This window comes from Natronospirillum operosum, from assembly GCF_004768465.1.
Classification (GTDB): Bacteria; Pseudomonadota; Gammaproteobacteria; order Pseudomonadales; family Natronospirillaceae; genus Natronospirillum; species Natronospirillum operosum.
Genome location: NZ_SRMF01000003.1, coordinates 392,346 through 415,821 on the forward strand (window position 1 = coordinate 392,346; position 23,476 = coordinate 415,821).

At 59.5% G+C, this 23,476-nt stretch carries 24 protein-coding genes; 19 read left to right on the top strand and 5 right to left on the bottom strand.

Going from position 1 to position 23,476, the window contains the following annotated elements; genetic code table 11:
* Positions 1-37: 37 nt before the first annotated feature.
* Genes E4656_RS10695 through E4656_RS10710 form a run of 4 tightly spaced genes read left to right on the top strand, consistent with a single transcriptional unit; the run spans position 38 to position 2,485 of the window.
* On the top strand, positions 38-940 hold the full coding sequence (locus E4656_RS10695) for a carbohydrate ABC transporter permease (protein ID WP_135483213.1): 903 nt from the start codon (positions 38-40) through the stop codon (positions 938-940).
* Between the two features lie 2 nt (positions 941-942).
* Positions 943-1,770 (top strand): carbohydrate ABC transporter permease, encoded by an 828-nt coding sequence (locus E4656_RS10700; protein ID WP_135483214.1) that lies wholly within the window; start codon positions 943-945, stop codon positions 1,768-1,770.
* A 45-nt stretch (positions 1,771-1,815) separates the two neighbouring features.
* The gene (locus E4656_RS10705) at positions 1,816-2,199 is read left to right on the top strand and encodes a type II toxin-antitoxin system RelE/ParE family toxin (protein WP_135483215.1); all 384 of its coding nucleotides are present in this window, start codon (positions 1,816-1,818) and stop codon (positions 2,197-2,199) included.
* Entirely contained in the window at positions 2,180-2,485 is a 306-nt protein-coding gene (locus E4656_RS10710; RefSeq protein ID WP_135483216.1) for a helix-turn-helix domain-containing protein, read from the top strand. Before E4656_RS10705 ends, E4656_RS10710 begins: the two co-directional genes overlap by 20 nt.
* Before the next feature lie 74 nt (positions 2,486-2,559).
* Here E4656_RS10710 and E4656_RS10715 read toward each other — a convergent pair whose 3' ends face one another.
* A complete protein-coding gene (locus tag E4656_RS10715; RefSeq protein WP_135483217.1) occupies positions 2,560-4,212 on the bottom strand; it encodes a BCCT family transporter in 1,653 nt (550 codons plus the stop codon).
* 199 nt (positions 4,213-4,411) lie between these two features.
* Here E4656_RS10715 and E4656_RS10720 point away from each other — a divergent pair, with 199 nt between their 5' ends.
* On the top strand, positions 4,412-4,651 hold the full coding sequence (locus E4656_RS10720) for a hypothetical protein (RefSeq protein ID WP_135483218.1): 240 nt from the start codon (positions 4,412-4,414) through the stop codon (positions 4,649-4,651).
* A gap of 24 nt (positions 4,652-4,675) precedes the next feature.
* On the opposite strand, the gene E4656_RS10725 is transcribed toward E4656_RS10720, so the two are convergent.
* The 3 genes from E4656_RS10725 to ahpC form a co-directional block, all read right to left on the bottom strand.
* Positions 4,676-5,599 carry a 5'-nucleotidase gene (locus tag E4656_RS10725; RefSeq protein WP_135483219.1) on the bottom strand — a complete coding sequence of 308 codons (924 nt, stop codon included), beginning with the start codon at positions 5,597-5,599 and terminating at the stop codon, positions 4,676-4,678.
* 245 nt (positions 5,600-5,844) lie between these two features.
* Positions 5,845-7,440 (bottom strand): alkyl hydroperoxide reductase subunit F, encoded by a 1,596-nt coding sequence (gene ahpF, locus E4656_RS10730; protein ID WP_135483220.1) that lies wholly within the window; start codon positions 7,438-7,440, stop codon positions 5,845-5,847.
* An 85-nt stretch (positions 7,441-7,525) separates the two neighbouring features.
* Entirely contained in the window at positions 7,526-8,092 is a 567-nt protein-coding gene (gene ahpC, locus E4656_RS10735; protein ID WP_135483221.1) for an alkyl hydroperoxide reductase subunit C, read from the bottom strand.
* 507 nt (positions 8,093-8,599) lie between these two features.
* On the opposite strand from ahpC, the gene phnD reads away from it, so the two are divergent.
* The 7 genes from phnD (at position 8,600) to E4656_RS10770 (ending at position 14,493) form a co-directional block, all read left to right on the top strand.
* On the top strand, positions 8,600-9,541 hold the full coding sequence (gene phnD, locus E4656_RS10740; protein ID WP_205849184.1) for a phosphate/phosphite/phosphonate ABC transporter substrate-binding protein: 942 nt from the start codon (positions 8,600-8,602) through the stop codon (positions 9,539-9,541).
* 73 nt (positions 9,542-9,614) lie between these two features.
* Positions 9,615-10,415 carry a phosphonate ABC transporter ATP-binding protein gene (gene phnC, locus E4656_RS10745; RefSeq protein WP_135483223.1) on the top strand — a complete coding sequence of 267 codons (801 nt, stop codon included), beginning with the start codon at positions 9,615-9,617 and terminating at the stop codon, positions 10,413-10,415.
* Positions 10,412-11,218, top strand: a complete 807-nt coding sequence (phnE, locus tag E4656_RS10750) for a phosphonate ABC transporter, permease protein PhnE (protein WP_135483224.1) — start codon at positions 10,412-10,414, stop codon at positions 11,216-11,218. Before phnC ends, phnE (E4656_RS10750) begins: the two co-directional genes overlap by 4 nt.
* Positions 11,212-12,021, top strand: coding sequence for a phosphonate ABC transporter, permease protein PhnE (gene phnE, locus E4656_RS10755; RefSeq protein WP_135483225.1), 810 nt, complete (start codon positions 11,212-11,214; stop codon positions 12,019-12,021). The genes phnE (E4656_RS10750) and phnE (E4656_RS10755) overlap by 7 nt, the downstream gene beginning before the upstream one ends.
* Positions 12,022-12,094: 73 nt before the next feature.
* On the top strand, positions 12,095-12,895 hold the full coding sequence (locus E4656_RS10760; RefSeq protein ID WP_135483226.1) for an HAD-IIB family hydrolase: 801 nt from the start codon (positions 12,095-12,097) through the stop codon (positions 12,893-12,895).
* A gap of 36 nt (positions 12,896-12,931) precedes the next feature.
* Complete coding sequence (locus tag E4656_RS10765; RefSeq protein WP_135483227.1) at positions 12,932-13,720, top strand: DeoR/GlpR family DNA-binding transcription regulator; 789 nt, start codon at positions 12,932-12,934, stop codon at positions 13,718-13,720.
* Between the two features lie 74 nt (positions 13,721-13,794).
* Positions 13,795-14,493 (top strand): DUF599 domain-containing protein, encoded by a 699-nt coding sequence (locus E4656_RS10770; RefSeq protein ID WP_135483228.1) that lies wholly within the window; start codon positions 13,795-13,797, stop codon positions 14,491-14,493.
* On the opposite strand, the gene E4656_RS10775 is transcribed toward E4656_RS10770, so the two are convergent.
* Positions 14,474-15,454, bottom strand: coding sequence for a sugar kinase (locus E4656_RS10775; protein ID WP_135483229.1), 981 nt, complete (start codon positions 15,452-15,454; stop codon positions 14,474-14,476). The two genes, E4656_RS10770 and E4656_RS10775, sit on opposite strands and share 20 nt — an antisense overlap.
* A gap of 93 nt (positions 15,455-15,547) precedes the next feature.
* On the opposite strand from E4656_RS10775, the gene E4656_RS10780 reads away from it, so the two are divergent.
* From E4656_RS10780 to E4656_RS10810, 7 genes are all read left to right on the top strand, one after another.
* The gene (locus E4656_RS10780; protein ID WP_135483230.1) at positions 15,548-16,300 is read left to right on the top strand and encodes a GntR family transcriptional regulator; all 753 of its coding nucleotides are present in this window, start codon (positions 15,548-15,550) and stop codon (positions 16,298-16,300) included.
* 88 nt (positions 16,301-16,388) lie between these two features.
* Positions 16,389-17,351 (top strand): C4-dicarboxylate TRAP transporter substrate-binding protein, encoded by a 963-nt coding sequence (locus E4656_RS10785; protein WP_135483231.1) that lies wholly within the window; start codon positions 16,389-16,391, stop codon positions 17,349-17,351.
* A 63-nt stretch (positions 17,352-17,414) separates the two neighbouring features.
* The gene (locus tag E4656_RS10790) at positions 17,415-17,909 is read left to right on the top strand and encodes a TRAP transporter small permease (protein ID WP_135483232.1); all 495 of its coding nucleotides are present in this window, start codon (positions 17,415-17,417) and stop codon (positions 17,907-17,909) included.
* The gene (locus E4656_RS10795) at positions 17,906-19,195 is read left to right on the top strand and encodes a TRAP transporter large permease (RefSeq protein ID WP_135483233.1); all 1,290 of its coding nucleotides are present in this window, start codon (positions 17,906-17,908) and stop codon (positions 19,193-19,195) included. The genes E4656_RS10790 and E4656_RS10795 overlap by 4 nt, the downstream gene beginning before the upstream one ends.
* Positions 19,196-19,244: 49 nt before the next feature.
* On the top strand, positions 19,245-20,666 hold the full coding sequence (gene uxaC, locus E4656_RS10800; RefSeq protein ID WP_135483234.1) for a glucuronate isomerase: 1,422 nt from the start codon (positions 19,245-19,247) through the stop codon (positions 20,664-20,666).
* A 31-nt stretch (positions 20,667-20,697) separates the two neighbouring features.
* On the top strand, positions 20,698-21,909 hold the full coding sequence (gene manD / locus E4656_RS10805; RefSeq protein ID WP_135483235.1) for a D-mannonate dehydratase ManD: 1,212 nt from the start codon (positions 20,698-20,700) through the stop codon (positions 21,907-21,909).
* A 31-nt stretch (positions 21,910-21,940) separates the two neighbouring features.
* Positions 21,941-23,431, top strand: coding sequence for a mannitol dehydrogenase family protein (locus E4656_RS10810; RefSeq protein ID WP_135483236.1), 1,491 nt, complete (start codon positions 21,941-21,943; stop codon positions 23,429-23,431).
* The last annotated feature ends 45 nt before the right edge of the window (positions 23,432-23,476 follow it).

A 23,476-nucleotide genomic window follows, 5' to 3' on the forward strand; every position in this document is an offset into this window, starting at 1 on the left:
GGGGGGCGGAACCGCACTTCCAGACGGAGAACTCACCATGACTCTGCTGCTTCGGCGTACTGCATCGCAACGGGTCCAGAAGGCGCCCAGCATCGATTCCTTCTATCCGTTCTGGTTTTACATCCCGGCGGGCGTGGTCTATGGCCTGATGTTTCTGGTGCCGACCTTTGCGTCCTTCTATTTCAGTCTGACGCACTGGACTCTGTTCGATCAGCGCTTCATCGGGCTGGACAACTTTCGCGAATTCTTTGCAGAGCCTTTTCTGCTTAGAGGCCTGATCAACACCTTTATCTTTGGCTTTACCACCTCTGCCGGCAAGGTGGCTCTGGGCATGATGCTGGCGGTGCTGCTGACGTCCAACATCTACCTGCGCAGCCTGTTGCGCTCTGTGATATTTTTCCCGGTTCTGGTCAGTACGATCGGGATAGGCATCACCTTTACCGTACTGATGGAGCCCCATCAGGGGGTTATCAATACGGCGCTGCAATATATGGGCATTCAGGGCCCGCGCTGGCTGACCTCTCCCAGCCTGGCCATCTATTCGGTGGCTCTGGTGGAGATCTGGCGCGGTGTTGGCCTGGCTACCCTGATCCTGATCGCTGGCCTGGTATCGATACCCACCGATTACTACGAAGCCGCCCGACTGGACGGTGCCAATGCCTGGCAGCAATTCTGGCGGATCACTGTACCGCTGTCACGACCGGCAGTGGCGACGGTTATTACGCTGAGTCTGATTGACGGCCTGCGTACCTTTGATCTGGTCTGGGCCATGACGCGCGGAGGTCCTGGCTTCTCATCGGATGTACTGGCTTCGGTCATCTACAAGCAGTATCAGGCCGGGTTCTATGGGCTTTCAACAGCAGGCAACGTCACTCTGTTTCTCGTGATTGCAGTGGTGGCGCTGCCAATCGTGGCTTACCTGAACCGGGAGGAAAGCTGACCATGTACGGGACCCGCAAACTTGTAGTGTCTGTGCTGGCCTATGCTGGGGCTGCGCTGTTTTTCCTGGTGCCCTTTGCCTTTGTGGCCCTCACGGCCATGAAATCGCGTCAAGAAGCATCTCTGCTGCAGCTTTCGTGGCCGAGCGAGATTCACCTGATAGAGAACCTGATCCAGGTGATTCAGGTGCGTGACTTCATGATTGTCCGTGCCTTTTTCAACAGCGCTTTCATCACAGTGTTCAGTGTGACTCTGATCGTGATCTTCTCGGCGATGGTTGGTTTTGTGCTGAATCGACGCAAGACATCCTGGAACAAGATGATCGGCTTTCTGGTGCTGTCTGGTCTGATGATTCCGCCGGCCATCGTACCCACAATCTGGCTGCTGCAGGAACTGGGCATTTTTCGCACACTGCACAGCATGGTGCTGATACAGGTGGCCTACAATATCTCCTTTGGCATTATTCTCTATCGGGCCTTCTTCTCGACCATACCCAGAGAGCTGGATGAAGCCGCCATCATGGATGGTGCCGGTCCGGTATCACTGTTCTTCAAGGTGATGCTGCCATTGCTGAAACCCGTCACGGTTACCAATATCGTGGTGCTGTCGGTGGTGATCTTCAACGACTTCGTGCATCCGCTCTACTACCTGCCCGGAGATCAGAATGTGACCATTCAACTGACGCTGTACAATTTCCAGAGCATGTACAACACCTCCTATAACCTGCTGTTTACCAATATTCTGGTGATCACCATTCCCATGCTGATTGTGTTCCTGTTCTTCAATCGGCAAATCGTATCGGGCATGACATCGGGTGCCATAAAGGGTTGATGCAAGGACTGGACAATCATACCCGTAACGGGTATGGTTTTGAGTATGAAAGTGTTGAAGCGAAAGGATTTTGCACGCTGGCAGTCGGGCGAGAAACTGTCCGACGCGGACCTGTGCAAGGCGGTACAGGAAATGGAAAGTGGACTGATTGATGCTGACTTGGGCGGCCATCTATACAAGAAGCGAGTCGCCCGTCCCGGTGCGGGCAAGAGGGGTGGCTACCGTACATTATTGTCGGTCCGTGTCGGCCACCGCTATGTATTCTTGCATGGGTTCCCGAAAAGCAACAAGGCGAACATTACTCGAGACGAGAAAAGAGCCCTGCAATATGCCGGCAAGGTATTTTTGGAGTTGTCAGCCAGGGAGTTGGTAAAGGCATTGCAGGCTGGTGTTTTACTGGAGGTGTGTTGTGACGAGCAAAATCATTGAATCCCTGCGCAGTGACCTGAACGCATTGCACAATGCTGGCGCAGTCAGCAAGGTGACGATGCGCGAGTTCGACGCAATCTGTCCCCCGCCAGTGCGTGAGTTCAGTGCTGACGACATTAAACGTCTGCGTGAGGGGCTGCACTTCAGTCAGCCAGTATTCGCTCATCATCTGCACACCACCGCCTCGACGGTGCGCAAGTGGGAACAGGGCGAAACACGTCCGGCTGGCCCGGCGCTCAAACTGCTTAATGTTATCGCCGACAAGGGTTTGCAGGCCATTATCTGATGAGTGTACGCCGGAGATACAGATAGTGGCGTCACAAATTACCCCGTTCAGTTCTCAGCACCGTCAGCAGGTCATCACTGGCTACTTGGGTTTTTCTTCCGCAGCCCCCGACCACGCTCCACATCATAGGCCAGCGCGCGCTTGCCGGTCTGTTCGTTCACTACCCAGGGTTCGTGCGGTGCTTCGCGGCGCACCCCTGGGCCTTCGGCAAAGCGTTCCTGGTGCAGGGCGCGCAGGGTGCCTATCAGCATCAGCAGCAGAATCACCGAAAATGGCAGGGCGGCGGCCACAACGGCCGACTGCAGCAGTTCCAGCCCCCCGGCCAGCAACAATACACCGGTCAGCAGGGTCAGTATGACGCCCCACAGAATGCGGTGTCGCCTGGGCGGGTCTGCGTCGCCGCCGGCCAGTATGGTGGTGACCACCAGGGTGCCGGCGTTGGCGGAGGTGATCAGGTAGGTGCCGATCAGCAGCGTCATCACCGCCGAAAGCACCAGCCCCATGAAACCGATGTCCATGCCTTCCAGTGTGACGAACAGGGCCAGGGTGACATCCTCGTTCACCGCCTCCACGATGCCGCCGTCACCGAACAGCTCCTGATACAGTGCCGAACCGCCCAGCAGGCCGATCCAGACGGTGCTGATCAGGGTCGGTACCACCAGCACCCCGAACACGAATTCGCGCAGGGTGCGGCCGCGCGAAATACGCGCGATGAACATGCCGACAAAGGGCGACCAGGCCATGGTCCAGCCCCAGAAGAATACTGTCCATTCGGATTGCCAGTCGCTTTGCTGATTGGCATGGGTATAGAAGGCCAGGCTCAGCAGGTTCTGCAGGTACTCGCCAAAGGCCTCCAGCGTGGATGCAATCAGATACTGGGTCGGCCCCAGCACCAGGATGGCGCCGGCCACGGTCAGGCTGAGCCAGAAGTTGGCTTCCGAAATCAGCCGCATGCCGCGTTCCACACCGGAGACCAGCGTCACCGTGGAGATCACCATCAGCACGGCGATAATGAACAGCTGCAGGCGCACGGAGGAATCCAGTCCAAATACTTCCCCCAAGCCCGTGTTCATCTGTTGAACGCCAAGACCCAGAGTGGTGGCAATACCGAAGATGGTGGCTACCACGGCCAGAATGTCCACCAGCTCACCGGCTCGCCCGTAGGCGTGCTTGCCGATGATCGGATGCAGTGCCGAGCTGATGGTCAGCGGTTGCCCCTTGCGGAAAGCGAAGTAGGCCAGCACCAGGGCCACAAAGGAGAAAATCGACCAGGCGTGCAGCCCCCAGTGGAAGAACGAGAGCTGCATGGCCACGGTGGCGGCTCGGGCGCTGCCGCCCTGCTCCACGAAGGGGTTGCCCTGGAACTGCATGATCGGCTGTGCCACCGCCCAGAACAGGATGCCGACGCCGGTACCGGCTGCAAACAGCATGCTGATCCAGGAAAAAAAGCGGAACTCGGGCACTTCCCGGTCATCCCCCAGGCGTACATTCTTGTAGCGACCGACGCCGAGCCAGATCATGAACAGCAGCATGAACGCGACCAGCAGGACGTAGTACCACTCCAGAAAGGGATTCAGATGGGTTCGAAAACTGCCAATGGCACGGGCCGTGGCCTCTGACCAGAGGGTGCCCAGCAGCAGCATGGCCAGCATCAGAACGACTGTGATCAGGGTGGTTCTCGGGTTGACGCCCTTGAACAGGCCGCGCACGGCTCTGACGGTGTACATAGAGGGTCCTTTGAATGGCTATCCTGGTTGGACGGTTTGCGGGAAGCCCGGCAACGATACGCAGTCTGGCGTAGACAGTCTGCACAAGTCCAGTGTCTGATGGCTGCTGCCAGCCTGCTGAAAGGTTCAGTCTGTCGCCGGTACTCTGTTAAGCTGCAGTATCCGGCCCGTCAAGGGCCTTCGAACAGGAGAGCACGGAATGACAGCACCTCGCCAATCCACACGCGACTGGATCGTCAATCACCTGGTGGAAATCAGCACCTGCATCATGGCCGCCTTCTTTACCGCATTGATGTTCCGGGTCGGTATCTCGATGTTCTTTGCCATCATCTTCGGGCTGGCCATCGCTTATGCCATTCGCCTGTTTGGGGCCGCCAAACTGCTGAATACCATCAAGGCCAAACTGATTTCGACACGCGACCAGTTGCGTTCGGAGTGAGTACTTGCTCATGCTGAGCCGGCGCTATTGATTGGCGATCCCGAAGGGGATGTGCACCATCGGGACTTCGCCGCCCTGTGATTCCAGATGGCTGCGCTGGTCGTCGAAGAACATGTGCGGTTTCAGTACTTCAAGAATGCGCCGCTTGCGCATGCCGCCGAGGAAAAACACCTCGTTGGCATCCACACCCCAGTGCTCCAGTGTGGTGATGACCCGCTCATGTGACGGTGCATTGCGTGCGGTGACAATGGCCGTGCGCAGGATGCGCTTGTAGCCGGGGTCCTTGTCCAGCGCCCGGTTTTCCAGTTGCTGGATCAGCGACAGCCGCCGCACTAGGTCGGCCAGCGGACCAGGTTCGTGCGGGATGTGCGCCTTCGAGGTCTCATGCTGATGAAAGTCTTCCAGTTGGCCGTCCTTGTACACCCGCTCCGAGGTGTCATCGGCAATGACGCCATCGAAGTCGAAGGCGATGCGCAGCTCCGGGTCTCCCTCTTCGTCCACTATGCGCGTGGGCAGCACGGTGCCGGCCGGGTAGCCGTAATCAATGGCCTTGGACACATCGCTTTCGTTGGCCGACAGAAACAGCGCCGCATTGAAGGCCGGAATATAGGGGTAGGGCGACTTGCCTTCGAGAAAGGCCGCACGGCTGATATCCAGGCCGTGGTGCTCGATGGAGCGAAACACCCGCTTGCCGGTAATGGCCGAATTGCGTGACAGCAGCACCACCTCCACCGGCATCTCGTCCGGGAAACGCGTGTTCAGGCTGAGAAAGCGGCGCACAAAGGGAAAGGCCACGCCCTTGCCCAGCGGCTGCTCGAGATGCTCTTCCTGATAGGCCCGGTAGGCAATGGGCCCCTGCTCGCGAAACACCTGATCCGACTCGCGCAGATCAAACAGCGCACTGGAAGCGACTGCAATGACCAGCTTTTCTTCAATGGGGTAGGGCATGTGTTGATCTTTGTCCTTGCCGTTGCATGCAGACGGTGGGTTCCATGGGCCTACTTTACCAGAGTTGCACTGCATCAGGGGCCTGCGGGCCCCATCGCGCACGGGGTGCGCTCCTACCGTGGGGGGCCAGCCTCTGGCCGATTGTGAACGGGGCCTGCGGCCCATCGCGCACGGGGTGCGCTCCTACCGTAGGAGGCCAGCCCCTGGCCGATCGCGCATGGGGTGCGCTCCCACGGCGGAGGGCCTCAGGCGGTTTCGAGTTCACCTTTCTCCTCTGCCGTCTCGACCTGCGCCGGATCCGGGGTGCGGATCAGGTGGTCGAAGGCGCTGAGGGCAGCGGTGGAGCCGGCCCCCATGGCGATGACGATCTGCTTGTAGGGCTCGGTGGTCACGTCGCCGGCGGCGAAGACGCCGGGCATGGAGGTGGCACCGCGCGCGTCGATCTCGATCTCGCCAAAGCGGCTCAGTTCGATGTCGCTGCCCTTGAGCCACTCCGAGTTCGGAATCAGGCCGATCTGAACGAAGATACCGGCGACCTCGACCGAGCGGGATTCACCCGTGGCTCGATCCGTGTACAACAGGCCGGTGACCTTCTTGCCGTCGCCGGTGACCTCGGTGGTCTGGGCATTGCGGATAATCTCCACATTGGGCAAGGACTGCGCCTTGCGCTGCAGCACGTCGTCGGCCTTCAGTGTGTCGGCAAATTCCAGCACGGTAACGTGCTCGACAATGCCGGCCAGATCGATGGCGGCCTCGATACCGGAGTTGCCACCGCCGATCACAGCGACGCGCTTGCCTTTGTAGAAGGGGCCGTCACAGTGCGGGCAGTAGGCCACGCCCTTGTTGCGGTATTCCTGCTCGCCGGGTACCGACAGCTCGCGCCAGCGGGCGCCGGTGGCCAGTATGACCGCGCGGCTGCGCAGGGTAGCCTCGCTGGCCAGATCCAGTTCCAGATACTCACCGGCGCGAATGCCGGCGGCGCGCTGATCTGTGATGATGTCGACGTCATACTCCTTGACGTGCTGCTCCATCTGCGCGACCAGCTTGGGGCCTTCGGTGTAGGGCATGGAGATCATGTTCTCGATGCCGACGGTTTCAGCCACCTGGCCGCCGAAGTTCTCGGAAACCAGGCCGGTGCGGATGCCCTTGCGCGCGGCATAGATGGCGGCTGCTGCGCCGGCCGGGCCGCCGCCGACAATCAGCACATCATAGGGGCCTTTCTCTTGCAGCCTGGCGGCCTGCCGTTCGGCGGCGCCAGTGTCCAGCTTGTTGACGATTTCGGCCAGGCTCATGCGGCCCTGGCTGAACGGCTCGCCGTTCAGGAAGACGGCCGGTACGCCCATGACTTCACGCTGCTCGACTTCGTCCTGGAACAGGCCGCCGTCGATCATGGTGTGGCGTATGCGCGGGTTCAGGGTGGCCATCAGGTTCAGCGCCTGTACCACGTCCGGGCAGTTCTGGCACGACAGAGAGATGAAGGTTTCGAATTCGTAGTCGCCATCGAGGTCGCGAATCTGCTCCAGCAGTGCCGGGTCGGCCTTGGACGGGTGACCACCGGCCTGCAGCAGCGCCAGTACCAGCGAGGTGAACTCGTGGCCCATGGGGATGCCGGCAAAGTGTACGCGCGGTGTCTCGCCCTGGGGCGCGACACTCATGTTCGGTGTGCGGTCGGCTTCAACCTGCCGCAGGCTGATCTGGTCCGACATGGCAGCAATTTCTTCGGCCAGTGAAAGCAGTTCCCGGCCCTTGTCAGTCTGGCCTGCAGACACGCTCAATTCGATTGGTCGAGCAATGTGGGCCAGGTAACTGTCCAGCTGTTTTTTGATGTTTGCATCAAGCATGGCGTGTCCTTGCATTGAAGTGGCTTCAGGCAGAATAAAAAGAGGGCTGCCCGGAGGCAGCCCGAGTCGTGATGCCGTGCAGGCTTCAGATCTTGCCAACCAGGTCCAGTGAGGGCGCCAGGGTGTCTTCGCCTTCTTCCCACTTGGCCGGGCAGACTTCACCCGGGTTGGCGCGCACGTACTGGGCCGCCTTGACCTTGCGTACCAGTTCGGAGGCGTCACGGCCGATGCCTTCGGCAGTGATTTCCATGGCCTGGATGATGCCATCCGGGTCGACCAGGAAGGTGGCACGGTCGGCCAGGCCCTGACCTTCGCGCATGACGCCGAAGTTGTTGGTGATGGCGCCGTTCGGGTCACCGATCATCGGGTACTGGATCTTGCCGATGGTATCGGAGCTGTCATGCCACGCCTTGTGCGTGAAGTGGGTGTCGGTGGATACGGAATACACCTCGACGCCGCGCTTCTGCAGCTCTTCGTAGTGATCGGCCAGATCACCCAGTTCGGTCGGGCAGACGAAAGTGAAGTCGGCCGGGTAGAAGAACAGGATCGCCCACTTGCCTTTCAGGTCTTCGCTGGAAACCTGAACGAATTCGCCATTGTGAAATGCCGTGGCGTTGAACGGTTTGATTTCGGTGTTAACTAACGAGGACATGATTGCTCCTTCCTTAAGTGATGGATGTGCCAGCCTTGTGGCTGTGTCCTGAAGACGGGACAGATAATAGAAAATTTATATCAAACAATGAAATATATATTAACTAGGCTATTGATAGCTCCCGCCTATTGGAGGAAATCGTGACACCGTGGGTTCGGCTATCTGTTGGCCTGCATGGTAGGTGTCTGTGGAGCCCTGTACGGTCGACAATTCTGGCTCAAACCAAGTGTTCGATCGATCATCAGATTGAAAGTGGCCATCGATTTTCTTCACACATTGCTTTGCTTTCTGCTCGAAATCCAACTATCTGTTTTCATTTTGTTCGTTTGGTGATACTTTAAATGTTCAATTGAACATCCAACAAAAACAAAACCCTGTGATGCTGGTCCATCGGAGATGTTCAATGTATGGCAAACCGCCCGAATGTGATGGACCCATCCAATCTGGAGACCCACAATGAAAATCAGGAACAGACTGCTTTCCGGCAACCTTCCGGTCATTGCGCTCATGACTTCCGTGCTGGCGTTTGCCGCCAGTGGCAAGGTACTGGCTGACTGTGAGCGCGGTGCGCTGGACACCATCTATTGTGATGAAAATGGCGATATGGTTGCCGACCTGCCCGCTGACGAGTCTCAGTGGCAGGACCCCAATACACTTATTTTTGCCTACACTCCGGTTGAAGATCCGGCCATCTATTCGGATATCTGGCAGCCATTCATCGATCATCTGTCTGAAGTGACCGGTCGCAATGTGCGCTTCTTCGCTGTCCAGTCCAATTCCGCTCAGGTCGAAGCCATGCGCAGTGGCCGTCTGCATATTGCCGGCTTTTCTACCGGCCCAACGCCTTTTGCGGTCAATCTGGCTGGCGCCGTTCCGTTTGCCCTGATGGGGTCTGATTCCGGGCAGTTTGGCTATACGCTGCAGGTCTATACCCATGTGGATTCCGATATTCATGAAATGGCAGACCTCGTCGGCAAGCGCGTAGCCCATACCTCACCGACTTCAAATTCCGGCAACCAGGCGCCACAGGCCCTGTTTCCCGAGCTGGGTATCATGCCGGGTGAAGACTATGAAGTTACCTTCTCGGGCAGTCATGACCAGTCCATGCTGGGTGTAGTGGCGCGCGACTATGATGCGGCTCCTGTCGCCTCGGAAGTGGTTGAGCGCATGGCCGCTCGCGGCCTGTACGATGAGGAAGATGTCCGCCTGATCTGGGAATCCGACCGTTTCCCGACCACTTCATACAATCATGCGCACAATCTGCATCCTGATCTGGTCGAGAAGATTCGCGAAGCCTTCTATACCTTCGAGTTTGCCGGTACTGCACTGGGGGAGGAGTTTGAAGGCGTCGAGACTTTCATCCCGATCAACTATCAGGACAACTGGCGTGTGATCCGGACCATTCAGGAAGCCAATGGTGTCCGGTACACCCGCGACAATCTCGAATAATTGGTGGCTTAACGCGTCTGCAGCACTCTCACCGGGCAACCGGTGAGAGTGTGATCACCCTGGAGTTGAACTCATGTTAGAAATATCCAACCTCGTCAAACGTTATGGACACAATGATCCTGTGCTGAAAGGGCTGGACCTCACTGTTGATGGCAGCAGCGTGGTGTCCATTGTGGGCGCTTCCGGTGCCGGCAAGAGCACCATGCTGCGCTGCATCAACCGTCTGGTTGAGCCCACCTCCGGCTCGATCAGGCTGAACGGCCATGAACTGGTGAATCTGCGTGGCGGTGAACTGCGTCGAGCCCGACGCAAGATCGGCATGGTGTTTCAGGGGTTCAATCTGATTGACCGTCTCAGCGTAATGGAAAATGTTCTGGCCGGGCGTCTGGGCTATGTCTCCTTCTATCAGGCTGTAACCCGGCGGTTTCCGCAGACGGATATTGATCGCGCCTTCCATCTGATGGACCGCGTCGGCATCAGCCACTATGCGAACAAACGGGCTGATCAGCTTTCCGGCGGGGAGCGCCAGCGCGTCGCGGTGGTGCGCGCCCTGATGCAGGAGCCCGAGATTCTGCTGGCTGACGAGCCGACGGCCTCGCTGGATCCCAAGACTTCCCAGCAGATCATGGGACTGCTGCAGAGTCTCGCCAGTGAAATGTCGCTGCCGGTACTGATCAATATTCACAACGTCACCCAGGCCCGGATGTACACAGACCGCATCGTGGGCATGCGCCATGGCCAGATGATTTTTGACGGGGCGCCGAAAGACTTCAATCAGGATGCCCTGGATGCCATCTATGGCGGCATAGAATCACCGGAAGAGGAAGGTGCCGACAGTGACGAAGGCCATGAGGCTCGGGAGGCCGTGGCATGACAGACACTCGGATCACTCCGGGTCGGGTCTGGAAGAAACAGCCATTTATTGCCAACCCCTGGTTGCGCTATGGCCTGTTGCTGCTGACGCTGACCTACCTCTACTGGGCCTTTTCCACTCTGCCTTTCAACTGGGAGCGCATCGCTGATGGCCTGCCGCGAGCTGCACGTATCTTTGGCGGCGCCTTTCCGCCCAGCTTTGAACGGGCCGGTCTGTTGTGGACCGGGTTCAAGGAAAGCTTTCAGATTGCCTTTCTCGCCACCCTGCTGGGTGTGATGCTGTCCGTGCCGATAGCGGTCATGGCCGCAGGCAATATTGCCCCCAAGCCGATCTATCTGCTGGGACGCGCCATCATCATTATATCGCGCAGTTTTCACCCGGTCATTGTGGCCATTCTGTTTGTGGCGGCCGTCGGTTTTGGCCCGCTGGCGGGCGTGCTGACCCTGACTCTGTACTCCATCGGTTTTGTGGCCAAGCTGTTGGCGGAGGAAATCGAAGAGATTGACTGGGGTCAGGTGGAGGCTATGCGTTCCGTCGGCGCTGGCTACATGAAGACATTGATCTATGGTGTCTTTCCTCAGGTCATGCCGCGCCAGATCGGGCTGTCCATGTACCAGCTCGACAGCAATCTACGCGCCTCCGCCGTTGTGGGCATTGTCGGTGCGGGCGGTATTGGCGGCACGCTCATGAATGCATTTGGCCGCTACGACTATGATTTCGCTTTTGCCATCCTGCTGCTGATCATCGGTGTGATTCTGCTCAGTGAAGGCATCAGTGGCTGGGTGAGGAAGAAGATATGGTAGATCATGCTGCGAAACTGACCGAGAGAGTCTGGTCCCGTTATGATGCAAGAGAGCAGTGGATTCGATATGCGGTCTATCTGGCGACTGTTGTCCTGGTGGTCTGGACTGTCCGTGACATCGATATCTTCTGGCCCTGGGTCTGGGATGCCCCCAACCAGATACAGAACCTCGGTGCCCGCATGTGGCCACCGGAGTTCAGTGCCTGGTCCGCCATCCTCAATGCCATGCTGGAAACCGTGCACATCGCCACCCTGGCTACGTTGCTGACGGTGTTTATTGCGCTTCCGGTGTCCTATATTGCGGCGCAGAACACCACACCCAACCGGATCACCCTCTGGCTGGGGCGCTTGATTCTGGTCTCCAGCCGTTCGGTCAATACCATCATATGGGCCTTGCTGTTTGTGGCCATTTTTGGCCCCGGTGTGCTGGCCGGCATATTGGCTGTGATGTTCCGCTCCATCGGTTTCATCGGCAAGCTGATGGGTGAAGCCATCGAAGAGATTGATCGGCGGCCCGTGGAGGCCATGCTGGCCACTGGAGCCGGCAAGATGAAAGTGGTGATGTATGCCGTTGTGCCACAGGTCATGCCGGCGTTCTTCGCTATCGTGATTCTGCGCTGGGATATCAACATCCGCGAATCGACTGTCCTGGGACTGGTAGGTGCCGGCGGCATCGGTGTGCTGCTTCAGGGCTCCATAGACACCTTTGCCTGGCAGACAGTGGCCACCATCCTGCTGGCCATCATCGTGCTGGTCATCATTGGTGAAGCGATTACCAGCGCGCTGCGCAAGAAGGTGATCTGACCGTGATCATGTCGACCCCCCGCCCTGTTCATTGGGATGGGGTGTCGACCCCTGTTCTGGGGAGAGCAGTAACATGAATGAAATCGACTTCCGTCATACTGATATCCTGTTCACCGATGTCGATGACACCCTGACCACGAACGGTCAGCTGTTGCCCGAGACCTATCTGGCCCTGTGCAGGCTGGCTGCTGCCGGTGTAAGGGTCATTCCCGTTACCGGAGGCTGTGCCGGCTGGTGTGACCAGATCATTCGCACCTGGCCGGTACGGGCGGTGATTGGCGAAGGTGGCGGCTTTTGCATCGAGCGGATTGAGCCCCAGATCACGCAGTGGCGTTACTGGCAGGACGCCGAGACACACAGGGCCGATCAGGCGAGAATTCTGGCTGCCGTTGACCGGCTGCAAGTGGGCTTCCGGCCGGCGCTGGCGACAGATCAGCCTTTCCGGCTGGTGGATGTGGCCGTGGACTACAACCAGCAGCAACGCCTGTCAGATGCCCAGGTGGCAACACTGCAGCAGGCGCTGAGTGAACAGGGGTTCAACGTGCGTCGGAGCTCCATTCACCTGAATGTCTGGCTGGGCGATTTCGACAAGCGCGCCATGGCTCTGCGGGTGGGTGAGCAACTGCTGGGACTGCAGCCGGAAGAGTTGAAAGAACGGGCTGTGTTTGTTGGCGATGCACCCAATGACGAATCCATGTTCAGCTTCTTTCCGAACAGTGTCGGTGTGGCGAATATCAGGCGGCATCTGGATGCCATGATGCATCAGCCGACTGTGATTACCCGGCAGCGCTGTGGGCTGGGCTTTGCCGAACTGGCCGCCGCCTGGCTGAGCCGGCTGCCCACTGCTGATACACAGCCTGCCGGGGCTGTATAGAATAAGAACAGGTTTACTGATAATGTATCGATCCTAATGGGCGCCAGAGAACGACAGAACAGCATCCTCGAATGGGCGCGGGAAGAAGAGCATGTTGAAGTCGATGACATAGCGCGTCGCTTTGGCGTCACCCCACAGACCATTCGCAGGGATATCAACAAGCTGTGTGAACAGGGCTTGTTGCGTCGTCGTTATGGCGGGGTCAGCCTGCCTGCCAGTTCAATCAACAGTCCCATCAGTGCTCGCCAGGTCACCAATATAGCAGCCAAGCAGGCGATAGCTGAACGTATCGCAGCGGCCATTCCTGAGAATGCCTCAGTAAGCCTGGGTGTGGGCAGTACCATCGAATGCGTGGCCCGCGCGCTGATCAATCACAAGTCACTGAAGATTCTGACCAACAACCTCAGCGTTGCCTCCGCCCTGTCGAGCAACCCCGATATCGAAGTCATTGTGTCGGGGGGCCAGTACCGGCACAACGACCATGATGTGGTGGGGCCGGAGGTAACGCACTTTTTCAGCTCCTTCCATACGGATTTTGGCATTTTCAGCGCTGCCAGCATGGATGTGCGCAATGGCCCCATGGAGCACGACATTCGGGAGGCTGAAGTGAGTCGAGCCATTATTGCCAACACGCGCAGCCGTCTGTTTGTCGCAGATCACAGCAAGTGGTTGCAAAGCGCCTCCTGCAAGGTGGCCACATTCAGGTATGTGGACGTCTTCTATACCGACTTCATCGAAGATCAGTATCGGATTGGTCTTCCGGACACGGTAGAGATTGTCGAATGCAGCAGACGAGGGCAGAGCCTGAAAGCCGCTTCCATCTGAGGTCTCCCTGACCTTCCCGTCATTCACCGAACGGGCTAGACTGGGAACCCGTCATCCTTCATCCCGAGACCACCATGTCCTATCTGCTCGACTGGATTGCCCTGGCCGGTTTTCTGCTGTGCTGGGTGTCGTACACCCAGTACGCCAAATATGCGGCACGCCGTCGCCACAGCCTGTCATCGGTCATGCATCATTTTCGTATTGACTGGATACGCCGCATGCTGGAACGGCACAACCGGGTGGCGGACATGGCGGCGGTGGGCAATCTGGAGCGCAATTCGGCGTTCTTTGCTTCCAGCAGTCTGTTTGCCATTGCCGGTCTGGTCACGGTGCTGGCGGCTTCGGAGCAGGTGGTGGCATTGCTGGCGGACATTACGCTGCTGCAGGCCAGCTCGCGCACGCTGCTGGAAACCAAGATCGGTGTGCTGATCGCGATCTATGTCTATGGCTTTCTCAGCTTTACCTGGAGCATGCGCCAGTACGGCTTCCTGTCGGTCATGCTGGGCGCCGCCCCCATGCCCGGAGAAACCAACGTGGAAGGGGCGGCGGGCTCCAACGAGGCCTTTGTCACCCACACCGCCAAGGTGATGGACCTGGCCGCCAAACAGTTCAACTATGGGCTGCGGGCGGTGTACTTCAGCCTGGCCGTGCTGGGCTGGATGGTTGGCCCGCTCGGGCTGCTGGTGTTCAGTGTGGCTATTGTGCTGGTTCTGAACCGCAGGGAGTTCCATAGCGCCACGCTGAAGCAACTGGTCAAGGCGCGGGGGCTCTGAGCTCGAGGGCGGCCAGGCCGTTGCGGTCGGGCAGGCCTTCCATGTCGCCCGGCACCTGCACGGCGGCAGAACCCAGCAGGTTGCCCCGACGTATTGCGGCCTCCGGCCCCAGTCCTTCCAGCATGCCGCTGACAAAGCCCACGGCAAAGGCGTCACCGGCGCCGACAGTATCCACCACCTCATCTACCTTGAATCCCGGAACTTCCAGCGTCTGGCGGCGGCCGTCCAGCTCGCCCCGGAAATAGCTGCCCTCGGACCCCAGCTTGATGGCCACAGCGGCACAGCCCATGTCCAGATAGTGATCGGCGATGGCCTCCGGTGTCTGTTGCCCGGTCAGGATACGACCTTCCTCCAGGCCCGGCATGACCCAGTCTGCCAGTGCGGCCATCTCGTTCAGCGTCTGACGCATGGTGGCGGTATCCGGCCACAGGGTTGGGCGCAGGTTGGGGTCGAAAGAAATGGAGGTCTGCTCAGCCCGCGCCTGGCGCAGCAGGGTCCAGGTCAGGCCCCGGCAGCCGGCAGACAGGGCCGGCGTGATGCCGGTGCAGTGCAGATGCCGAAAGTGCCCGCAATCGAGACCATCAGCATGGCCGGCTGTCATCTGGCTGGCGGCGCTGCCAGTGCGAAAGTATTCGACCTTGGGGTCGCGTCCGGCCAGCACCTTTTCCTTGAACATCAGCCCGGTGTGCTCACCTGCCAAGGTAGCGAAGCGCGCGCAGTCAATGCCTTCCTGCTCCAGACACTGGCGGATATAGGCGCCGAAGCTGTCATCACCGACCTGACTCAGCCAGTGCACCTCGAAGCCGAGGCGGGCCAGGCCAATGGCCACATTGGTGTCCGCCCCGGCCAGGCGGCGGCTGAACTGCGGCACGGTCGACAGGGCGCCGGTCTGGTCGGCGGTAAAGAGCGCCATGGCTTCGCCAAAGGTCAGAATGGGGTCTTGCTGCTGGGGGGTGACCATTGTGATTGTCCTGTTATCAAGGGTTTGACATAAGCCAACTCTAACAACTACCATACTAGTCATACAACAACTACCATACTAGTAAGGCAAGTCATGACAGACACCGCACCCACCCCCTCGCTGATTCAACTCTGGGAAGAGCAGAGCGACACCAATGTGCGCAAACGGCTGTATGAAGTGCTGCGCCAATCCATCATTCGCATGTCGCTGGCACCCGGTCAGTTGTTGTCGGAAAACGAAATTGCCCAGACCTTTTCCGTCAGCCGACAGCCGGTGCGTGAAGCCTTCATTCGGCTGTCGGAAGCCGGTCTGGTCGAAATCCGGCCCCAGCGTGGCACCTTTGTGGTGCAGATATCCCAGGAGGCGGTGACCGAGGCCCGGTTTGTGCGTGAGGCCATCGAAGTCGCGGTGGCCTGCTCGGCGGCAGAAGAAGGGCTGGCGCCCGATGTCATCAGCGAACTGCAGGAGCTGGTGGAACGTCAGCGGCGCTGCATCGAGCCGCTGGACCATGATCGGTTCTACCAGTTGGACGAAGACTTCCACCGCACACTGGCGCTGGGTGCCGGCCATGATGTGGCCTGGCGGCTGACGCAGGACGTGAAGGCGCAACTGGATAGGGTGCGGTATCTGAGTCTGCCGCAGACCACGCCGCTGCCCAAGCTGATCGAGCAGCATGCGGCCATTCTCGAATGCGTTATCAACCGAGATGTGGAAGGCACCGAGCGTGTCGTAAAAGCACACATGCGTGAAATTCTGCGCTCGCTGCCCGATCTCGTCGAGCGTTTCCCGGACATGTTTCAGCCAGCAGTGGGTCTCTACCGCCGTCGGCGCAGTGCACTGGGTTAGGCGCTTCGGCGCTGGCCCTGCTTTTAAGCAGCCCGACCGGGCTGCTCAATAACAAACTGTTATTACAAAAATAACATCAGGAGAAACCATGAAAACTAAAGCTATGCTGTCAGCACTTGCTCTGGCAATGCTGGGTAACTTCGCACACGCAGATCAATACTATCTGAACCTGTCTGCAGCCGTGACCTCGCAGGACCCCATGGTTATCGCCATGGAAGCTGCAGCGGAACGGATTGCGGAACGTACCGATGGCCAGATGACGGTTCGGGTTTTCCCGAGCAGCCAGTTGGGCTCCGATGAGGACGTGATCGAGCAGATCCGCAGTGGCGCCAATATCGGCATTCTGGTCGATGCCGGGCGTCTGTCCCAGTACAAGTCGGAACTGGGTATTCTGAGTGCCCCTTATCTGGTAGACGACTATACCCAGTACGAGCAGATCACTTCTTCTGATCTGTATCTGCAATGGGTGGAAGATCTGGCTGACGACAGTGGTCTGCGTCTGCTCAACTACAACTGGTTCCAGGGCTCGCGTGAAATGCTGACCAAGGAACCGGTGGAAGGGCCGGACGATCTGCGCGGCGTGCGCGTGCGCACCATCAACTCTCCGGTCTGGATGAGCACCATCCGTGACATGGGAGCGACGCCGACGCCACTGCCGTGGACAGAAGTCTATTCTGCCCTGCAGCTCGGCTCCATCGACGGGGCTGAAGCTCAGCTCACCGCTGCCGAAGGCCAGAATCTGCACGAAGTGGTCAACCACATTGCGCTGACCGGCCATATCCAACTGCTGACCGGCATCGCCACCTCGGAAGAGTGGTATCAGGGTCTGCCGTCCGATTTCCGTGAGATCGTGTACGAAGAGCTGCTGGCCGCCGGTGAAGAAGCCAGTCAGGCCACTGTAGATGCACTGGATGCGGTGCGTGCGCGCATGGAAGACGCTGGTGTCACCTTCCGTGATGTGGACATCGATGTGTTCCGCGACCGGGTTTCAGGTGTGTACGAAGAATTGGGCTATGACCAGTACCGTGATGAACTGACCTCGGGTCTGTAATGGTTGTGCCGGTACTCCCCGGAGTGCCGGCCCTGTTCTCTGGGACATCATGGAGTAACACTCATGTGGCGCTGGTATGACCGAACCGAAGAGTGGCTGGCCCTGCTGTTGTTGGCGGGTCTGTCGCTGAGCATGTTGCTGACGGCCACCATGCGGGCTTTGGGCTCACCCTTTGCCGGTGGGGCCGAATTCGCGCAATTTCTGTTTATCTGGACGACGGTGCTGGGTGCCAATATCACGCTGCGTCGCGGCGGGCAGATCCGGGTAGACGCTGTGGTATCCCTGCTGCCGGTACCGGTAGCGAAGTTTCTGAGCGCCATCTGTCTGCTGCTGATGCTGGGCTTTCTGGTCCTGCTGGTACGCCACGGCTTCCCGCTGGCGCTGCGCAACTGGCAACGCCCCATGGGCGTGGGACTGCTGAGTTATGGCTATGTGACGCTGGCACTGCCGGTGGGCGCTGCACTGATGATCATTACGCTGCTCAGGCGGGTGGTAAGCCAGGGAATCAGTGGTGCATTGGTATCGGATGATCATCTGCTGACGGATAAACCATTATGACTGCTGCAATACTGCTCGGCCTGGCCCTGTTGCTGATGGCCATTGGTATGCCCGTGGCGTTTGCCATCGGTATTGCCGGCTTCACTTTCTTCTTTCTGCCCGACACCTTTCTGCCGATCAATATCGGTCCGCAGCGTATGGTGTCGGCGACGCAATCCTTTCCGCTGCTGGCGGTGCCACTGTTCATACTGATCGGGCACCTGATGAACGCCAGCGGCATTACCCCGCGCCTGCTCAAGCTGGCAGGCCTGCTCGCCGGCTGGATGCGTGGTGGTATCGCCCAGGCCAGCCTGGTGCTGAGTGCCATGATGGGCGGTATCTCCGGTTCTGCCGTGGCCGATGCGGCCATGCAGTCCCGCGTGCTGGGCCCGGGCATGATCCAGCAGGGCTACAAGCCTGCCTATGCCGCTGCAGTGCTGTCCATCGGTGGTCTGATCACGGCCACCATACCGCCCAGTATCGGGCTGATTCTGTATGGCTATCTGGGCCAGGTGTCGATCGGGCGTCTGTTCATTGCCGGCATTGTGCCTGGCATCCTGCTGATGATCGGTCTGATGATCACCACCTTTCTGCTGGCCCGCAAGCGGGGCTATCTGCCCATTCATGACAAGCGTCCGACCGCGCGGGAAATTCTGAAGGCGACCGGTGAGAGTATCTGGGCGCTGCTGTTCCCGGTCTGGCTGCTGGTGGGCATTCGCTACGGGCTGTTCACGCCATCCGAGGCCGGTGCCTTTGCGGTGGCCTATGCCCTGATAGTGGGGTGTCTGATCCACCGCGAGATGGGGCTGCGCGATATCATCAATGCCCTGCATGCCAGTGTGCGGGACATCGGCATGATCATGCTGATCATCATGTTCTCCGGCGTGATTGGCTATGTGGTGTCGTTCGAACGGGTACCGCAAACCATTGCCGAGCTGACGGTCGGTGTTTTCAGCAGCCCCATCACGCTGTTACTGACCCTGAGCCTGCTGCTGGTGTTCTTCGGCATGCTGCTGGAGGCGACCGTGGTGGTTGTGCTGCTGACGCCGATTCTGGTGCCGGTGATTACCGCCGCCGGCATTGACCCGGTGCATTTCGGGCTGATCATGATGACGCTGGTGACCTTTGGTGGCATGACGCCGCCGGTGGGTATATCCATGTACGCCGTGTGCGGCATTCTGAACTGTTCCTTCGTGGATTACAGCCGGGAGCTGCTGCCTTATGCGGCGGCCGTGTTGCTGGTGGTGCTGGGCATCATACTGTTCCCGAACCTGGTGCTGTTCCTGCCCACCCTGTTGATGGGCTGATGCAGCGGCGAACCTTACACTGACCCCAAGCAAGAGTGACGAGAGAGTTATGACACATACTGATCACATCGAGTTCATGGGTCCGGATTTTCTGCTGGCAAGCGAGCAGGCCCGGCGCCTGTATCACGATCATGCGGCAGCCATGCCGATCTGTGATTATCACTCGCATCTGAGCCCGCAGGAGATCGCCACCAACCACCAGTTTGCGGACATGACCGAACTGTGGCTGCAGGGCGATCACTACAAGTGGCGGGCCATGCGCTGTGCCGGTATTGATGAAAGTCGAATCACCGGTGCTGCCGATGCGCGCGAGCGTTTTCAGGCCTGGGCAGAAACCGTGCCCGACTGTCTGGGCAACCCGCTGTACCACTGGACCCATTCCGAACTGCGCCATCCGCTGGGCATTCAGAACATTCTGCTGTCGCCGGCCACGGCCGATGACATCTGGCAGCGGGCCTCCGATGCTTTGGCCACCCCGGGCCTGAGGGCGCACGGTATTCTCGACAGCTTCAATGTCCGTACCGTCTGCACCACGGACGACCCGGTGGATGCGCTGACTCATCACAGCCGGCATGCCGAGAGCAATGCCGGGGTTCAGATGCTGCCGACGTTCCGGCCGGATGCCATTCTGAAGGTCGACCAGCCGGGTTTTGCCGAGTACGTGGATGAACTGGCCGCTGCCAGCAATACCATCATCAGCCGCTATGACGACCTGCTGGCGGCGCTGAGTCAGCGTCTGGACTACTTTGCCGAACACGGCTGCTGCCTGTCGGACCACAGTCTGGAAAAACCCGTCTTTGTCGAGCCTCCGGCAAACGCCGAACTGGACCGCATTCTGGCCCGGGCGCTGGCCGGCCAGCCGTTATCGGCAGACGATGCAGCCGGCTTCACCACAGCCTTGCTGCTGTGGCTGGGTCAGCAGTATGCGCGGCGTGAATGGGTCATGCAGTTGCATCTCGGCGCTCTGCGCAGCATCAACCAGCGCGGCCTGGAAACCATTGGCATCAACAGCGGCTTCGATGCCATTGGCGATACCACCTATGCCGAACCGCTGGCGCGGCTGCTCAGTGCGCTGGACTATCAGCACAGCCTGCCGCGCACCGTGGTGTACAACCTGAACCCGCGTGACAACGAGATGCTGGCCGCTCTGGTGGGCAGCTTTCAGGGTGACGGCATCCCCGGCAAGGTGCAGTTCGGCGCTGCCTGGTGGTTCAATGACCAGAAAGACGGCATCGAACGCCAGTTGATCACCCAGATGCAGTTCGGCCTGCTGAGCCACTTTGTCGGCATGCTGACCGATTCACGCAGTCTGTTGTCGTTCTCCCGCCATGACTATTTCCGCCGCATTCTGTGCAACATGCTGGGCGACCAGATGCTGCAGGGCGAACTGCCCAATGATGCGGACAGGATCGGTGAGCTGGTCCGAGCGGTCTGTTATGACAACGTGCAGCGTTACCTTTTTGACCGCTGAGCGTGGTCAGGCCTGAGTAGAAGGAATACGAATGAAGATTACCGAAGCCTATCTGATTGTGACCAGTCCGGGGCGCAATTTCGTGACCCTGAAAGTGGTCACCGAATCCGGCGTCTATGGTCTGGGTGATGCCACCCTGAACGGGCGCGAACTGTCCGTGGTGGCGTACCTGGAAGAGCATGTGCTACCGGCCCTGATTGGACGCGATGCACGGCAGATAGAGGATATCTGGCACTTTTTCTATCGCGGTGCCTACTGGCGTCGGGGGCCGGTGACCATGGCCGCCATATCGGCCATTGATGTGGCCCTGTGGGATATCAAGGCGAAGATGGCGAACATGCCGCTCTATCAGTTGCTGGGCGGACGCAGCCGTGACCGTGTCATGGCCTATGCGCACTGCACGGGGTCGGACATCGAATCCTGCCTGCAGGAGGTCGAAAAGCATGTGGAGCAGGGCTATCGGGCGGTGCGCCTGCAGGCCGGTGTACCCGGCATTCCCACCACTTACGGGGTGGCCAAGAATGACGGCGAGCGTTATGAGCCGGCGGATTCGGAACTGCCGGCCGAGCATGTCTGGAGCACGGAGAAGTACCTGAATCATGTGCCGGAACTGTTCCGTGTCGCGCGCGAGCGCTTCGGCCCGGACCTGCACCTGCTGCACGATGTGCACCACCGCCTGACACCCATCGAGGCGGCCCGGCTGGGCAAGGCGCTGGAGCCCTATCATCTGTTCTGGCTGGAAGACTGTGTGGCCGCAGAGAATCAGGACAGCTTCCGCCTGATCCGCCAGCACACCACCACGCCGCTGGCGGTGGGTGAGGTGTTCAACAGCATTCATGACTACCGCACCCTGATCGAGCAGCAACTGATCGACTATGTGCGCACACCGATCAGCCATGGCGGCGGCATTACCCATGTGCGGCGGATCGCCGATTTCGCCGCGCTCTACCATATCCGTACCGGCTTCCATGGTCCGACCGACCTGTCACCGGTCTGTCTGGGCGCGGCAGTGCATTTCGATACCTGGGTGCCCAATTTCGGCATTCAGGAGCACATGCCCTACGAAGCGCTGACCGACGAGGTGTTCTCGCATGACTATCGGTTCGAGAACGGCCATTTCATCGTCGGTGAAAAACCCGGCCATGGCGTCGATATCGACGAAGAAAAAGCCAGACTGTATCCCTACCGACCAGCCAGCCTGCCGGTAAACCGTCTGGAAGACGGCACCCTCTGGCACTGGTAATGCACAGCTCGACAAAGGACACCGAATTGCCATGACAGCACACAGCAAAGCGACCGTGCCCGCTGATATCCGGCATCTGCCTGCGGCGGAGCGCTCAGGCCATATCGGTGTGGTGCACCTCGGCCTGGGTGCCTTTCACCGAGCGCATCAGGCGGTGTATCTGGAACGCTTTCGCCAGCACAGCGGTGACCCCCAGTGGGGCATCTGCAGTGCCAACCTGCGCTCCAACCATGCGCTGGTGGACCAGTTGCGTGCTACTGACGGGCGCTACCATGTGGCCGAGTACACCGACAGCAGCCGCGTGCTGGTGCGTGAAGTCGGCACCATCGAAGAGGTGCTGTTTACCGGCCAGGACGACAGCGGTATCTGGGGGCGGGATCTGGATCAGTTGCTGCACAGGCTGGCACACCCGGACACCCGGATTGTGACGCTGACGGTGACCGAGAAAGGCTATTTCCTCAACCCGGCGGATGGCGCCCTGCTGACGGAGCATGCCCTGATTCGCCACGACATGACCCACCCCGAGCAGCCGCGCACGGCCCCCGGCCTGCTGGTAGCGGCCCTGGCGGCCCGTCGGGCGGCCGGCGTGGCCCCATTCGCGGTGCTGAGCTGTGACAACATGCCGGCCAATGGTGAGCGGGCACAGGGCGCCGTGGTCAGGCTGGCCGCGCAGACCGACCCCGAGCTGGCGCAGTGGATCGAACAGCAGGTGGCGTTTCCGTCCAGCATGGTCGACCGCATTGTGCCGGCCATGACGGCGGCCGATTTCGAGCGTCTGTCCAGTCTGCGTCTGGATGACCCGAGCGCGGTCATCGGGGAAGCCTTTGCCCAGTGGGTGATCGAAGACCGATTCCCGGCCGGCCGCCCGCAGTGGGAATCCGTCGGCGTGGAAATGGTGCCGGATGTAGCGCCGTTTGAAACCATGAAACTGCGCATGCTCAACGGCAGCCATTCACTGCTGGCCTATCTGGGCGCCCTGCATGGCGTGGAAACGGTTTATGACGCCGTCTGCCAGCCGGGCTTCCGGGCCCTGCTGCGCCATTACATGGGCGCGGAAGCCGCACCCACGCTGGATGTGCCGGCCGGCGTCGATCTGACGCACTACTGTGAAGACCTGCTGCAGCGTTTCGCCAATGACAGCCTGCAACACCGGCTGCATCAGATTGCCATGGATGGCTCCCAGAAGTTGCCCCAGCGCTGGCTCTATGGCGCTCTGGAACAGCTGGCTGCCGGGCGCAGCATCAGGGCCACGGCGCTGGGCGTGGCGGCCTGGATGCGCTACACCCGCGGCACGGATCTGCAGGGGCAGCCCTTTGCCATCAGTGATCCCATGGCCGAGACACTGCAGGACCTGCACCGGACGCATCAGGATGGGCCGTCCCTGGTCAGAGCCTTCCTGGCCCTCGAAGCTGTTGTGCCGCCCGCACTGGCCCGACAGGAGGTTTTTCGCGCCGCCGTGCAGCAGGCCTTTCAGGACCTGGAGACACAGAGTCTGGATGAGCTTCTGGCTGCCTTTCTTTGACCTGAAACCGAACCCTTGAACCGAACCTGACAAAGAGTACTCAAC